The sequence below is a fragment of the Aureisphaera galaxeae genome (assembly GCF_028561275.1).
Classification (GTDB): domain Bacteria; phylum Bacteroidota; class Bacteroidia; order Flavobacteriales; family Flavobacteriaceae; genus Aureisphaera; species Aureisphaera galaxeae.
In genome coordinates this window covers 360,410-374,824 of the sequence record NZ_JAQQTF010000019.1, presented here as the reverse complement: position 1 = coordinate 374,824, position 14,415 = coordinate 360,410, and the positions used below count along the sequence as shown (strand labels likewise).

14 protein-coding genes are annotated in these 14,415 nt (G+C 40.9%); 6 read left to right on the top strand and 8 right to left on the bottom strand.

The annotated features are described in order from the left end of the window. The first annotated feature begins 496 nt into the window (after window positions 1-496). The 6 genes from thrS (at window position 497) to POV27_RS20270 (ending at window position 5,498) form a co-directional block, all read left to right on the top strand. Window positions 497-2,440 (top strand): threonine--tRNA ligase, encoded by a 1,944-nt coding sequence (gene thrS, locus POV27_RS20295; protein ID WP_272864627.1) that lies wholly within the window; start codon window positions 497-499, stop codon window positions 2,438-2,440. 55 nt (window positions 2,441-2,495) lie between these two features. Beyond that, complete coding sequence (gene infC / locus POV27_RS20290; RefSeq protein ID WP_272864640.1) at window positions 2,496-3,011, top strand: translation initiation factor IF-3; 516 nt, start codon at window positions 2,496-2,498, stop codon at window positions 3,009-3,011. 58 nt (window positions 3,012-3,069) lie between these two features. After that, window positions 3,070-3,267 carry a 50S ribosomal protein L35 gene (gene rpmI / locus POV27_RS20285; protein WP_272864626.1) on the top strand — a complete coding sequence of 66 codons (198 nt, stop codon included), beginning with the start codon at window positions 3,070-3,072 and terminating at the stop codon, window positions 3,265-3,267. 101 nt (window positions 3,268-3,368) lie between these two features. After that, window positions 3,369-3,713, top strand: coding sequence for a 50S ribosomal protein L20 (rplT, locus tag POV27_RS20280; RefSeq protein WP_272864625.1), 345 nt, complete (start codon window positions 3,369-3,371; stop codon window positions 3,711-3,713). Between the two features lie 181 nt (window positions 3,714-3,894). Continuing rightward, entirely contained in the window at window positions 3,895-4,293 is a 399-nt protein-coding gene (locus POV27_RS20275) for a hypothetical protein (RefSeq protein ID WP_272864624.1), read from the top strand. A 5-nt stretch (window positions 4,294-4,298) separates the two neighbouring features. After that, window positions 4,299-5,498 (top strand): PAS domain-containing protein, encoded by a 1,200-nt coding sequence (locus tag POV27_RS20270; RefSeq protein WP_272864623.1) that lies wholly within the window; start codon window positions 4,299-4,301, stop codon window positions 5,496-5,498. Between the two features lie 10 nt (window positions 5,499-5,508). Here POV27_RS20270 and POV27_RS20265 read toward each other — a convergent pair whose 3' ends face one another. From POV27_RS20265 to tgt, 8 genes are all read right to left on the bottom strand, one after another. Then, window positions 5,509-6,603, bottom strand: a complete 1,095-nt coding sequence (locus POV27_RS20265; RefSeq protein ID WP_272864622.1) for a serine hydrolase domain-containing protein — start codon at window positions 6,601-6,603, stop codon at window positions 5,509-5,511. 56 nt (window positions 6,604-6,659) lie between these two features. Then, window positions 6,660-7,844 carry an asparagine synthetase B gene (locus POV27_RS20260; RefSeq protein ID WP_419179959.1) on the bottom strand — a complete coding sequence of 395 codons (1,185 nt, stop codon included), beginning with the start codon at window positions 7,842-7,844 and terminating at the stop codon, window positions 6,660-6,662. Window positions 7,845-7,976: 132 nt separating this feature from the next. Beyond that, complete coding sequence (locus POV27_RS20255; protein ID WP_272864620.1) at window positions 7,977-8,402, bottom strand: nuclear transport factor 2 family protein; 426 nt, start codon at window positions 8,400-8,402, stop codon at window positions 7,977-7,979. A 95-nt stretch (window positions 8,403-8,497) separates the two neighbouring features. Next, a complete protein-coding gene (dnaB, locus tag POV27_RS20250) occupies window positions 8,498-10,042 on the bottom strand; it encodes a replicative DNA helicase (protein ID WP_272864619.1) in 1,545 nt (514 codons plus the stop codon). Window positions 10,043-10,208: 166 nt separating this feature from the next. After that, entirely contained in the window at window positions 10,209-11,162 is a 954-nt protein-coding gene (locus tag POV27_RS20245) for an acetyl-CoA carboxylase carboxyltransferase subunit alpha (RefSeq protein WP_272864618.1), read from the bottom strand. Between the two features lie 54 nt (window positions 11,163-11,216). Then, the gene (locus POV27_RS20240; RefSeq protein WP_272864617.1) at window positions 11,217-12,119 is read right to left on the bottom strand and encodes a DMT family transporter; all 903 of its coding nucleotides are present in this window, start codon (window positions 12,117-12,119) and stop codon (window positions 11,217-11,219) included. Next, a complete protein-coding gene (locus tag POV27_RS20235) occupies window positions 12,106-13,182 on the bottom strand; it encodes an LptF/LptG family permease (protein ID WP_272864616.1) in 1,077 nt (358 codons plus the stop codon). Before POV27_RS20235 ends, POV27_RS20240 begins: the two co-directional genes overlap by 14 nt. After that, entirely contained in the window at window positions 13,182-14,312 is a 1,131-nt protein-coding gene (tgt, locus tag POV27_RS20230) for a tRNA guanosine(34) transglycosylase Tgt (RefSeq protein WP_272864615.1), read from the bottom strand. The genes POV27_RS20235 and tgt overlap by 1 nt, the downstream gene beginning before the upstream one ends. Between the last annotated feature and the right edge of the window lie 103 nt (window positions 14,313-14,415).

The following is a 14,415-nucleotide window of genomic DNA, read 5'->3' as shown; positions in this document are numbered from 1 at the left end:
GTCAATTTCAATATATCAATGAACTTTTAATTCTATTTTTTCCGCTGTTCGGACAATCCCTCATCCGTTTTGCGGGTGCAAATGTACAACAGTTTTTTAAACCTGCAATACTTTTTTAAAAAAATTTCAAATTTATTTCAGAACGTTGTTTTTGCACTACTTTGACTCGACTGTATATCTCTTTCAAAGCGGGTGCAAAGATAAGTTGGATTTTATATTATGCAAACGTTAGGCCTACTTTTTTTGAAGATTTTTACAGCCCAAATTATAATCGTTTGATTCTATAATATTTAGACTATAAAAGATTTTTTAGGCCATTTTATACCTATATATAATATCCACCTAGCCCTATTCCCCATATTTCCCTTCAATCCCAGCACCAACAGAGGATCACTGCATGGATCCTTCAGGAAAAACATACGTACCACAAAGGGGGATTTCAATATTGTAAATAGAAGAAACTAGTACTATCTTTGCCGCTTAATATTTACAACCTATGATTGCAATCACCCTACCGGACGGAAGCGTTAAACAGTATGACGATGGGGTAACTCCTATGGACGTTGCCAAAAGTATTAGCGAAGGATTGGCTCGAAATGTAATTTCGGCCTCTTTCAACGAAACCACGGTAGAAACCACCACCCCACTCCATACCGACGGAAGCTTGGTATTGTATACCTGGAGGGATGACGAAGGGAAGAAAGCCTTCTGGCATTCCTCTGCCCACATTCTTGCACAGGCCTTAGAGGAATTATATCCTGGGGTAAAGCTATGGGTAGGCCCGGCTATTGAAAGAGGATTCTATTATGATATAGACTTGGGCGATGATGTAATCACCGATAAGGATTTCAAGACCATAGAAAATAAAATGCTTGAAATAGCCAGGGGAAAGCATGAATTCAAAATGCGATCTGCTACCAAAGCAGAAGCCTTGGCATTCTATGAAGGCAAAAATGAATATAAAGTGGAATTGGTCGAAGGACTGGAGGATGGAACCATTACCTTTTGCGACCACGATACCTTTACCGATTTATGTCGTGGGGGACACATCCCGAATACAGGAATTGTAAAAGCCGCTAAAGTTTTGAGCGTTGCCGGTGCCTACTATCAAGGGGATGAAAGCAAAAAACAGCTTACGCGTGTATACGGAATCACTTTTCCGAAGCAAAAAGAACTTACGGAATACCTCACCCTATTAGAGGAGGCCAAGAAAAGAGATCACCGTAAGCTCGGGAAAGAACTTGGCTTGTTCACCTTTTCCGAAAAAGTAGGTCAGGGATTGCCCTTATGGCTTCCTAAAGGAGCTGCCTTACGCGAACGCTTGGAAAATTTCCTAAAAGCCGCACAGAAAAAAGCGGGGTATGAAATGGTAGTATCCCCTCATATTGGACAAAAGGAACTGTATGTTACTTCCGGTCATTATGCGAAATACGGAGAAGATAGTTTTCAGCCGATAAAAACCCCAAAAGAAGATGAGGAGTTTTTATTGAAACCCATGAACTGCCCTCACCATTGTGAGATCTACAAAAGCAGTCCTTGGTCCTACAAAGACTTGCCAAAGCGTTTTGCCGAGTTCGGTACCGTATACCGATACGAACAAAGTGGGGAACTTCATGGTTTAACTCGAGTTCGTGGGTTTACCCAGGATGACGCCCACATTTTCTGCACTCCAGATCAGTTGGATGAGGAATTTAAAAATGTAATAGATTTAGTACTTTACGTATTCGGATCCCTTGGTTTTGAAAACTTTTCCACCCAAGTATCCATTCGCGATCCTAAAAACCCAGATAAATACATTGGAGATGTTGAAGTTTGGGAAAAGGCAGAACAGGCGATCATCAATGCGGCTAGGGATAAGGAATTGGATTATGTAATTGAAGAAGGAGAGGCTGCCTTCTATGGCCCTAAGTTGGATTTCATGGTAAAGGATGCCCTAGGCAGAAGCTGGCAATTAGGTACAATTCAAGTAGATTACAACCTTCCGGAGCGATTTGATTTAACCTATAAGGGAAGTGATAATGAGCTTCATAGACCTGTGATGATTCACCGAGCACCGTTCGGAAGTATGGAGCGTTTTGTGGCTATCTTGCTGGAGCACACAGGAGGAAATTTCCCATTATGGCTTATGCCAGAACAAGTTAGCATTTTGAGCTTGAGCGAAAAATATGAAAATTACGCTCAAAAAGTTTTAAATTTGCTAGAAAATAACGAAATTCGCGCCCTTGTTGATAACCGCAATGAGACTATTGGAAAGAAAATACGGGAAGCGGAAATGAACAAAATCCCATACATGATTATTGTAGGGGAACAGGAAGAAAAAGATGGTACGATTTCTGTTAGGAAGCATTCCAAAGGAGATCTAGGATCGATGAGTATAGAAGAATTCAGTCAATTGATTGACAACGAAATAAAGGAAACAATAAAAGAATTTAACGTTTAACTAAACTTTTTAAGCCATAGCAATACGAAGAAAAAGAAGTAGAGGGCCAGCCCGAATCATTAAGGAGGACAAACACCGAATTAATGAGAAAATCCGTGCTCAGGAAGTACGTCTCGTTGGTGACAACGTAGAGGTGGGTGTATACCCTTTGAAAAAAGCATTAGAAATTGCCCGGGATTTGGAAGAGGACTTAGTAGAGATCTCTCCAAACGCTACTCCACCGGTATGTAAAATCATGGACTACAAGAAGTTCGTCTATGAACAAAAGAAAAGAGAGAAAGCACTGAAGGCGAAAGCCACCAAAGTAGTGATCAAGGAAATTCGTTTTGGTCCCAATACGGATGATCACGACTATGAGTTTAAGAAGAAACACGGAGAAAAGTTCTTGAAAGATGGAGCCAAATTAAAGGCCTATGTATTCTTTAAAGGACGTTCCATTATATACAAGGACAAAGGAGAAATCCTTTTGCTACGCTTGGCACAGGATCTAGAAGATTATGGAAAAGTGGAGCAAATGCCCAAATTGGAAGGAAAGCGTATGACCATGTTCATCGCTCCTAAAAAGAAATAAGGCTTCGAGAGAAGTTTGATATAAAGAGAAAGCGAAATAAGCAAAAAATAGGAACAAGATGCCTAAACAAAAAACAAAATCCAGTGCTAAGAAGCGTTTTAAGCTTACCGGTACTGGTAAAATTAAAAGAAAGCACGCGTTTAAAAGTCACATCTTAACAAAGAAGTCTAAAAAACGTAAGCTTGCCTTGACTCATGACACTTTGGTGCACAAGAGTGACGAGGACAATGTTAAGCAAATGCTTCGTTTAAAGTAATTGCTTAACCGGTTAAACTATTTTAAAAACCCTGGAGTACGGCCATTAGTAAATGACAAAGTGTTGAGCAATCGACCGCCTGCTACAAAAAATGTAAAATTATGCCAAGATCAGTAAATTCAGTTGCGAAGAGAGCCAGAAGAAAAAAGGTTCTTAAGCAAGCCAAAGGTTACTTTGGAAGACGTAAAAACGTATGGACTGTTGCTAAGAACGCTGTAGATAGAGCGATGCAATATTCCTACAGGGATCGTCGAAACAAAAAGAGAAACTTCCGTAGTCTATGGATTACCCGTATTAATGCAGGAGCCCGTCAGCACGGAATGTCTTATTCTCAATTCATGGGTAAATTGAAAGCTAACGATATCGAATTGAACCGTAAGGTACTTGCCGATTTAGCAATGAATCACCCAGAAGCTTTTGAGGCAATCGTAAATAAAGTAAAGTAAGGCGAAAGCCTATTCTATAACCCATTATTTCGCTTAAAGCCCGCTATATATAGCGGGCTTTTTTTATTTAATAAGACAATCGATGGCTTTAACATTTCGAGATTATTGCTATATTGTCTTGAAAAATCGACCAAAGCAACCTACTTGCTTATCACCAAACACTAACAACAAGCCTTTTTTTATGAAAACAAAAACCCCCTTAATTCTTACCCTCCTCCTCTTTTTATTACCCGGTTTGGCATGGGCCCAAGAACATGCGAACCACGGACCATCCGAAGCAGAAATTTTCGGTTTACTGGAGCTTCCTTTCCTCCTTATTGCTATTGTTTTTAGCTTTTTGACGGCTAGAAATTTAAAAGGCGGAAAATTTGGTTCGGGCATGAGCTTATTAGCATGGGGATTCCTGGTCATGGCGGTCGGGCATCTTCATATGCAAATCGATCATTTATTCGGTTATAACCTATTCAATAACCTGATGGGGGCCACCATTGGACGCTATGCTTGGTTTGCAGCGCTTATTTTAACTTGGGGCCTTTCTGCATTTGGATTTTACAAGATATACAAGGCAAGTAAAGTGTAAAAGCCATGGTAAATTTTAAAAGGTTCCTTGGACGCAAGAAGCCTGATTTCCTCAATCCGGATGAGCAGGGGTATATACTGCAATCTATTTTTAAGGATTTAATGCATCAACTTAAATCCTATAAGCCTAGTTATGAGCTATCATCAAAGCTTAAGCTTTTCAAAAATTATGAGATCGAGAAACAGCTTACTGCCTTTCCTTCTTTATATCTGGACATCGAGGACTTCTTGTTGATGCAAAAGGAGTATTCTTCAAAAAGTAAACAAGATTACCGTGAGGTATTCCTTATGGAATATCCCCGGATTAGCGACTACCATGAGTTGTACGTTGTTTTCCTCCCATACGAAATACAAAAAGTTGCCCTATCCCGACAGTTTCTAAAGGAAGCATTGGCTGGGGCCAAACGCCTGTTAGGCAATTTTAAGGATCCTTATTTGAACAAGGCCGAAAAGGTGTTGAGTCGTCCGTTCCCTATCGATAAGTACAGTACCGAAGTGGAAGTAAATCAAGTGGAAAAGGAAATTTTCGATTATTCCAGCACCCTGCAGGAAAAGTTGGTGGAAAGCTTGGGTAAAAATGCAATGATAAGCATCTACAACAATGCGTATAACAAACATTTCAATAAGTATTATCTCTTAGAAGCATTTACTGCCATCATTCATCTTATCCCAGAGGATCTTTTAAAAATAGAGGACGCCAATATGCCCAGTAAGGGACAAATGCATAAACTCCTAAAGACCCAGATTGTAAAGCTGGAAGAAATCAACATTAAACTAAGTAAGGAAATACTTGAGCGAAAGCAGATACAGAAGGAATTGGAAAAGAACGAACGATTGTATTCTGCCGTGCTCCACAATTCACTGAATGCTAATATTATTATCGATCAGACTGGAGAAATTGTTCGATGGAATGTGAAAGCGGAAGAACTGTTCGGTGATCGGGAAAACTTGTTCAGTATGTTGCCAAAGGTATTCACTATTCCCGTAAAAAAGACCATAGGGGGAACTACGTTGAAGGAAATTAAACAATTGGCTTCCAAAACGTTCAACTTCAATATGGCAGTAGATGGAGTGGCCAATCATTACCAACTAAAGATAAGCCCCATTTTCGTGGACGATGAAATCCTGTTTTACTGTATTGCGAGTAATGTAGAGGAGGATACGAAAGTTTCGAAAAGCAAAGCGGGCACTTCGCAAGAAGAGTAATTGTTCCAGCCTAGTTATTATCGATGAATGTTGGCAAAAACACATCATTCATAATGGCAAATGGCAGCTTATCTTCTTGCGAATTATAAGCCCCTCCTGTGAATACAGCCACCATGTTCCATTCTGGAAATACCATAATGTATTGTCCGCCATTTCCCGTTGCGGTAGTCGAAACAATTGCTTTGCCATTTGCCTTAAAGGGAATATTCCACCATAGATATCCATAATCCATCCCAGTAATTTTTGTCTTAGGAGTGGTAGCGGTTTCAATCCATGTCCCAGATACAATCTGCATATCCTTCCACATTCCATTGTTAAGGATGAGTTGTCCGATCTTGGCCATGTCCCGGGGAAGCATATACAATCGCTTTCCTGAGGAAATAACTTCTTTTTTGGAGGTATGCCCCCAACCAATGTTTTCAATCCCGAGTGGTTGGAATAAAAACTTTTCGGCAAACGTATCGATGGACATTCCGGATGCTCGGCTTATAATTTCGGCCAGCAACAATACACCCATAGAACAGTAATTGGAAATGCTTCCAGGATCATTGATCATAGGAAGATCCAAGGTATATTGTACCCAATCTTTTTTTCGATATACCCTATCTTCTTGTCCGGCTGACTTTTTATCCCAGTCATTGCAATCCCATCCTGCCGACATCGTGATCAAATGCTTTATGGTGATTTCATTTTTTCTGGGGTCTAAATTTTTCTTGGGTACAGGGTCCTTCAGATATTTTGAAATAGGATCATCTACACTATCTATAAATCCTTTGTCTATGGCTATCCCCAATAATAGGGCGCGTATACTTTTTGTCACAGATCTAAGATCCTGCTGCTTGCCAACATCATAAGCATTAAAGTACTCTTCAATAATAACCTCCCCACTTTTTATAAATAGGGCACTATGTAATTTGTGTTCACCTTGTCGTAGCTGGGTGAACAATTGGTAAATTCTTGTTGTATCCACATCCATAGACCGCATGTCCGCTGTCTTCCATCCGTCATTGAGTTCATCGGGTTGAGAATAGACATAAGACGCTTGGCCATTACAGAGTGATACTGCGCATAGCACAAAAAATAGGACAACGGCACTTTTTCTCATCTTGAAAAATAGTGCTAAAGGACTATAGGAATGAAGAGAATTCAAGAGCAGTAATTTTAGGTCTTCTGCTTTTTCTTTTTGGCTGCTGGAAACAATACATTGTTCAATATAAGACGATAGCCGGGAGAATTTGGGTGCAAGGCCAATTCGGTTTTGGCGTCCCCTACCCTGTGTTGGTAATCTTCAGGATCGTGACCTCCGTAGAAGGTAAAAAACCCTTTCCCGCGGATGCCATGAATATAGCGGGCCTCTCCATTGGATTTCAACTCACCCATGACCAACACATTCGATTTAATTTCATCCCTTTTAAAGGAAGTAGTTTGCCCCATAAATCCTTTTACCAAAGCGGTATGATTCTGTACCAACATACAAGGAATGGGATCCCATTTGGCGCTGTAGTCCATTAAACTGAAATAATCGGTTTCCTTGGGCACTTGCCTTCTTTGGGTCATATCTATAGAAGAAAACTCGTAAACCATGGGGCTTCTTTCCAAAATAAAGTCCTTAAAGGCAAAGGTTTTGTTGTAATCGATCTTGCTTTGATATCCAGACTCGCTCGGATCTCCATCGAACATAGGCTCACAGATATCTACTCCTTCTGCTGCCAAAGCTATGTCGAAGCTATCGGTCGCGCTACACATGGCAAACATGAATCCACCTCCGATAACGTAATCCCTAATCTTTAGGGCCACATCCCGTTTCGCTTCCGAAACTTTGTCATACCCTAATTTAGCGGCCAATGCTTCCGCATCTTTTTTATTCTGTATATACCAAGGAGCGGCACGATACGCTCGATAGAATTTTCCGTACTGTCCCGTAAAATCCTCATGGTGTAAATGCAACCAATCGTACAGTAATAACTGATCGGTCAGCACTTCTTCATCGTACACAACTTCATAAGGAATTTCTGCATAGGTAAGTACCATGGTTACGGCATCATCCCATGGCTGATTCCCTTTGGGAGAATATACAGCAACCTTGGGTGCTTTCTCTAATACCACAGCTTCCATATTACGCGCTGGACTGCTAATTTCCTCTAAAATGCTGTTCGCCTCGGCATCACTGATGATCTCGAAGGAAACCCCTCTAATCCTGCATTCCTTGCGAATGGATTCCGCATCCGGTAACAGAAATGACCCTCCACGATAGTTGAGCAACCACTTGGCTTTCATCTGCCGTTCCAAGGTCCAATAAGTAATTCCGTAGGCTTTAAGGTGTTCGGCCTGACTCTCGGCATCCATTGGTATTAATATATAGGATGCAAAGCTTTGCAGAGAGGTTAATAGTAAAATGACTAAAATCGATAATCGCATACGCATAATTTTTGCCCTTAGGCAGGGGCTAATATAGCTACAAAAGTTGAGCCAATCCTATTAATAGGTAGAATGTGGTTTACGGTAGAATATTTTACTCACGATTTTCCATTCTCCATCCACTTTCAGCAGATTCATATAATCTATAAAGGAGAACTTGTCGTAGCGTATTTCCAGTTTGGCGTGGGCGGCAACCCCAGCCACATCTACCGAAAGTATTTTTGTTTCCCGATCCTGCTTAGGCCCAGGTTTCATGACACCCTTAAAAAATTCGATGGCATTCACTTCTTTATAAGATCCTTCTCTTATATATTTCATGGTGGCAGTTTCATGAAAAGCCTTTTTTAGGGTATCGAAATCATTATTGGTTCCGCCTTCCAAATAATAATTCAATGTTTTCTTAACCGCATTGTGTTCAGCATCTTGAGCAAGTGCAAAAGAAAAGGCACATACAGTAATTACGAATGTTAGGACGAGCTGCTTCATTTTGTTTCTTTTTGTGGTTCGATTGTTTACCTCACCAAGATAGAAACAAAGTGAAAGCGAATTTCTAAACAAATTGCTAAATAAATGCTAATTCCTTAGAATGGAATTCCATCATCTGGATCATCATCATTCATAGAACTACCAAAAGCCTCGTCGGGCGATGGTAAATGATCGGGTCTGAAAGTATCATCGTTGGCCGCATCGTTCATACGCGAGTGAATCTCTGTAGGGAAATCGAAGGTTTCCAAATTCTCGAAACGCCCCAAATGACCAACGAATTTCAATCGGATTTCATCCAATCCACCATTACGGTGCTTGGCTACGATAAACTCTGCTTGTCCTGCCGTAGGGGTACGTTCCTCATCATCCCATTCGTCAATTTTGTAGTACTCGGGACGATAAATGAAGGATACAATATCCGCATCCTGCTCAATAGCACCAGATTCCCTAAGGTCTGAAAGCAATGGACGCTTACTTCCTCCACGTGTTTCTACCGCACGGGATAACTGGGATAGCGCAATAACCGGCACATTCAATTCTTTTGCCAATGCCTTTAGGTTTCGGGAAATAGTAGAAATTTCCTGTTCTCTGTTGCCTCCTTTTTGACCTCCTCCGGCTGTCATTAACTGAAGGTAATCGATCATGATCATTTTAATCCCATATTGGGAGGCCAATCGTCGGGCTTTTGCTCTTAGATCGAATATGGACAAAGAAGGGGTGTCGTCAATAAACAAAGGTGCCTTTTCTAACCCCTTAACTTTTACATTGAGTTGCTCCCATTCGTGCTTTTCCAGATTACCGGTTCTCAGCTTTTCTGAAGAAAGCCCCGTTTCTGAAGAAATAAGACGGGTAATTAGCTGTACCGAGGACATCTCCAAGGAGAAGAAGGCAACGGGTGTATTGTATTCCACAGCCATATTACGTGCCATAGAAAGCGTTAAAGCCGTTTTACCCATACCTGGACGTGCTGCAACAATGATCAAATCACTGGGCTGCCATCCGGAGGTTAATTTATCCAATTGGGTAAATCCAGAAGGAATTCCTGAGAGCCCTTCCCTATTGGCAATCTCTTCGATTTTCTTCTTCGCTTGAATTACCAAACTTTGGGCGGTTTCTGAAGATCGCTTAATATTACCTTGGGTAATCTCATATAATTTTGCTTCGGCGCTGTCCAACAAATCGAAAACGTCGGTTCCTTCGTCATAAGATTCCTCGATAATTTCGCTGGAAACCTTGATCAAACTCCTCTGAATGAACTTTTGAAGGATGATACGGGCGTGAAACTCAATATGCGCAGAAGAAGACACTTTTTGTGTCAACTGAATCAAATAGAACTCCCCACCCACCAATTCTAGCTTCTTTTCCTTCTTGAGACGGGCAGAAACCGTTAATAAGTCCACTGGTTCACTGTTTTCGAAGAGATTGAATATGGCTTCAAAAATATGCTTGTGGGCTTCTTTGTAGAAGGCATCGGGATGGAGTATGTCTATAACCTCATCCACTCCTTTCTTATCGATCATCATCGCCCCAAGCACAACTTCCTCTAAATCAACAGCTTGCGGAGGTATTTTCCCTTTTTCCAGGGAGATAACTTGGGAAGTCCTGGGGTTAAATGAAGTGTGAGGTTTAATTTTTTCCATAGGACGAATGTAAAAAAATTGTTAAGAGAATGGATGTTTTGGAAAATGTCTATGTCCACCATTCTTCAACAAATGAACTGTTGAAAACTTTAAAATATTGTTGATAAGAGCTAAAAAAATCCGAAGCCATAGCCTCGGATTTTGTAATGGGTTGCTATTGCTGAAACTAGCCTTTGAAGACTCCCATTTCAGAATATTTATCCATACGCTTTCCGACCAAATCTTTTGGTGATAAATCTTTTAATTCGCCGTACGTTTTGGAAATGGCTTTGGCAACTTCAATATATGTTTCTTCACGATTGCTATGTGCACCGCCTAGAGGTTCCTTTACTATTTGATCGATTAATTTCAGTTTTTTCATATCGGTCGCAGTAAGCTTCAAAGCCTCTGCCGCCTGCTCTTTGTACTCCCAACTTCTCCAAAGAATGGAAGAACAGCTTTCTGGCGAAATTACCGAGTACCAAGTATTTTCGAGCATCAAAACACGATCACCAACACCAATCCCTAACGCACCCCCACTGGCTCCTTCGCCAATGATCACTACAATAATAGGTACCTTAAGACGGGTCATTTCTAGAATATTTCTAGCAATGGCTTCACCTTGTCCACGCTCCTCTGCCTCTAAACCTGGATAGGCTCCAGGAGTGTCGATTAAGGTCACCACAGGGATGCCGAACTTCTCTGCCGATTTCATCAAGCGAAGGGCTTTTCTATATCCTTCTGGATTGGCCATCCCAAAATTCCTGTACTGTCGGGTTTTGGTATTGTATCCTTTTTGTTGACCAATGAACATATAACTCTGATCACCAATCTTACCCAATCCACCGATCATCGCTTTATCATCTTTGAAATTGCGATCTCCGTGCAATTCCAAAAAAGAATCCCCACAGATGGCATTGATATAATCCAAGGTGTAGGGACGGTTTGGGTGACGGGACAACTGTACACGTTGCCATGGTGTCAAGTTCTTATATATTTCCTTTTTGGTCTCCGCTAGTTTCTTCTCTATTTGCTTACAGGTATTGCTAACATCGATGTCGCTCTCTTCACCAATCTTACACGCTTTCTCGTATTGCTCCTGTAATTCCTTTATAGGTAACTCAAATTCAAGATATTCCATACCTTCTGAATATTCTTTGTTTTCTGGTTAGTCCACAAAGATAAAACTTTGTTTTTAGGTTGAAGAAATTGTGTTCTTTTTTCTTTGCCTTTTGGTCTTAATAATGCCATTCGCTACCACCGTAACAAGGATAATTAGGGCTCCGTAGTAAAACTGAGGATGCATGTATTCGCTGTCTTTTAGTATGATTAAAGCTAATAAAATACCATACACCGGTTCTAAGTTCACGGTAAGCATTACTGTATAGGGGCTTACCCATTTCATGACGTGGACTGCAGCGATAAAGGCATAAGCTGTGCATATGGAGGCCAATATAAATAGGTACAACCAATCGCTTGAGGATACTTGGAAAAAGTTAGAATCGAATCCACCCGTCATTAAAAGATAGATACTAATGCATAATACCCCAAAGGACAATTCGTACAAGGATATGGAAGTGGCATTATATTTTTCCACGAGCTTTCCGTTCAGCACAGAAAACACAGCTCCCAAAAAAGCAGAAATAAGCGCCAATATGATTCCGTACGTATAACCTGCTTCGGCCCTAAAAATGATGTAAAGTCCCACGATGACCATAAGCCCGAACAGCACTTCGTACCAAATGATCTTTCTTTTATAATACAAGGGTTCCAAAAAAGCAGTAAAGAAAGCCCCGGTGGACATTAAGGAGAGGGTAATGGAAACATTGGACACCTTAATGGCTCCAAAAAAAGTAAGCCAATGCAGGGCAATAATGAGTCCTACAATGAAAAACCCAATAATGGTTCTGGGAGAAAATTTCAACCTTTTTCGGGCAAGTAATGCAAAGATGAGCACCAATACGGAGGCGATCGACATTCTATACCACACCAAGGGAATGGCATCTAACGAAATTAGTGCTCCTAATACTGCCGTAAACCCCCAAATAAATACTATGAATTGTAGGTGAAGGTAATTGAGCAGTTTAGCGTTTTGCATTTCGTAACAAGTATATTGCCAAAATACCAAAAATAAAGTTGGGGAACCATGTGGCTACAAATGGAGAGAAGCTACTCTGTTCGGCCATGGTACCAAAAATCTTATCGAAGAAGATAAAAACCATTCCAATCCCGATACCTATGGCAAGGTTCACCCCCATACCACCGCGACGTTTCATAGAAGAAACAGCTACTGCTATAATGGTAAGTATATAGGCTGAAACTGGTAAACTCCAACGTTTGTAACGAACCACTTCATATCTATTAATGTATTGGGATCCCTTTTCTTTTTCCCTGCTTATGAATCGGTTGAGCTCATTAAAGTTCAAGGTTTCTGCAATGTATTCTACCGGGGTTAGGTCTTCGATATCGAAGCTGAAAATGGTATCCTTTTTAGGCAAGATGATGATGGAGTCTTTCTTTTCACCCACAATGCGCTTGGAATAATTCAATAAGGTATAGGTAGAATCCTCGTTGAATTTTATTCGGTTCGCCATGATTTTGAAGGTCATCTTATTACCCTCGAAGTGCTCTATGGTAAAATTACTTCCCGATCGATCCTTCATGTTGAACCGACTCACGTAGATGTATTCATTATCATTGATCTGACGGTATACATTACCCACATCCCTATCCTTTTTCCCTCGCTTAAGATGCTTATATGTAAATTCATTGTAGCCCTTACTCGCTTTGGGTGCTAAATAATTTCCCAAAATAAAGGCACCTACACAAACGATGGTTGCCCCAATCATGTAGGGTCGTAAAAATCGATAATAGGAAACCCCACTACTTAAAAATGCAATTACTTCTGTATTGTTTGCTAGTTTGGAAGTAAACCAAATCACCGACAAAAACAGGAAGAGTGGAAATAGCAGGTTGGCAAAATAAACGGTAAAGTCTATGTAATACAGTAATATTTCGACCAAGGGAACTTCGTTGGCGAGCATCTTATCGATTTTCTCAGCTAGGTTCACTGTAATCCCAATCGGAATAAAAAGCAGCAACAGGAGCAGGAAAGTCCCTAAATATTTTTTGAGTATGTACTTATCTAAAATACTTAGCATTACAGCCTTTTGTCCATTTGTTTCACCATCATATTCTTCCAGGTGGCAAAATCACCCGCTAAGATATGTTTTCTGGCCTCACGAACCAACCACAGATAGAAGCCTAGGTTATGAATGGTCGCAATCTGTCTTCCCAGCATTTCATTTACAGAGAACAGGTGCCTTACGTACGCTTTACTGTATGCGGTGTCTACCCAAGTTATACCCATTTCATCAATGGGAGAAAAGTCGTCTTCCCATTTCTTGTTCTTGATATTAATAGTCCCATGGGCCGTAAATAGCATTCCATTACGTCCATTTCGGGTAGGCATGACACAATCGAACATATCGATTCCCAAGGCGATGTTTTCCAAAATATTAATAGGAGTCCCTACCCCCATTAAATATCTCGGTTTGTCTTCCGGAAGTATTTCGGTCACCACTTCGGTCATGGCGTACATTTCTTCTGCGGGTTCCCCCACCGAAAGTCCCCCAATTGCATTTCCATGGGCCCCAACACTGGCAATGTATTCTGCCGATTGCCTCCGAAGGTCTTTATAGGTACTCCCCTGTACTATGGGGAAAAATGTCTGATTATAGTCATAAGAAAGCGGTGTTTTCTCTAAATGAGCCATGCATCTGTCCAACCATCGATGCGTCATGTGCATGGAGCGCTTGGCATACTGATAATCGCAGGGATACGGGGTACATTCATCGAAAGCCATAATGATATCGGCCCCAATCTTACGTTGAATTTCCATCACATTCTCGGGTGTGAATACATGATAACTTCCATCGATGTGGGATTTGAACTTTACACCTTCTTCCTTGATCTTTCTATTGGCCGAAAGGGAATATACTTGGTAGCCTCCACTATCGGTTAAAATATTGCTATCCCAGTTCATAAACTTGTGCAAACCACCTGCCTTTTCCAGTATATCCGTCTGTGGTCGTAAGTATAAATGATAGGTATTCCCTAAAATGATGTCTGGGTTGATATCTTGAACTAGCTCCCGCTGATGTACCCCCTTTACCGTACCCACGGTCCCAACAGGCATAAATATGGGGGTTTCTACGGGTCCGTGATCCAATTGAAGGGTTCCTGCCCTTGCTTTGGTTCCGGGATCTTTGGCGTGCAGTTCAAATTTCATTCGCGTTCTACTTATGGCAGGCAAAGATAGTGGGATTTATGGGTTAGAATGGTAAATAAATGTTAGACTTTCCAATTTTGACAGGTGAAATTCCCATATTTTT

Excerpts from the sequence above, each read along its gene's own strand:
- POV27_RS20265 (WP_272864622.1), bottom strand. The coding sequence starts at position 6,603 with ATGAGAAAAAGTGCCGTTGTCCTATTTTTTGTGCTATGCGCAGTATCA.
- rpmI (WP_272864626.1), top strand. The coding sequence starts at position 3,070 with ATGCCTAAACAAAAAACAAAATCCAGTGCTAAGAAGCGTTTTAAGCTT.
- POV27_RS20255 (WP_272864620.1), bottom strand. The coding sequence starts at position 8,402 with ATGAAGCAGCTCGTCCTAACATTCGTAATTACTGTATGTGCCTTTTCT.
- POV27_RS20240 (WP_272864617.1), bottom strand. The coding sequence starts at position 12,119 with ATGCAAAACGCTAAACTGCTCAATTACCTTCACCTACAATTCATAGTA.
- POV27_RS20260 (WP_419179959.1), bottom strand. The coding sequence starts at position 7,844 with ATGGATGCCGAGAGTCAGGCCGAACACCTTAAAGCCTACGGAATTACT.
- POV27_RS20270 (WP_272864623.1), top strand. The coding sequence starts at position 4,299 with ATGGTAAATTTTAAAAGGTTCCTTGGACGCAAGAAGCCTGATTTCCTC.
- tgt (WP_272864615.1), bottom strand. The coding sequence starts at position 14,312 with ATGAAATTTGAACTGCACGCCAAAGATCCCGGAACCAAAGCAAGGGCA.
- POV27_RS20275 (WP_272864624.1), top strand. The coding sequence starts at position 3,895 with ATGAAAACAAAAACCCCCTTAATTCTTACCCTCCTCCTCTTTTTATTA.
- thrS (WP_272864627.1), top strand. The coding sequence starts at position 497 with ATGATTGCAATCACCCTACCGGACGGAAGCGTTAAACAGTATGACGAT.
- rplT (WP_272864625.1), top strand. The coding sequence starts at position 3,369 with ATGCCAAGATCAGTAAATTCAGTTGCGAAGAGAGCCAGAAGAAAAAAG.
- dnaB (WP_272864619.1), bottom strand. The coding sequence starts at position 10,042 with ATGGAAAAAATTAAACCTCACACTTCATTTAACCCCAGGACTTCCCAA.
- POV27_RS20245 (WP_272864618.1), bottom strand. The coding sequence starts at position 11,162 with ATGGAATATCTTGAATTTGAGTTACCTATAAAGGAATTACAGGAGCAA.
- POV27_RS20235 (WP_272864616.1), bottom strand. The coding sequence starts at position 13,182 with ATGCTAAGTATTTTAGATAAGTACATACTCAAAAAATATTTAGGGACT.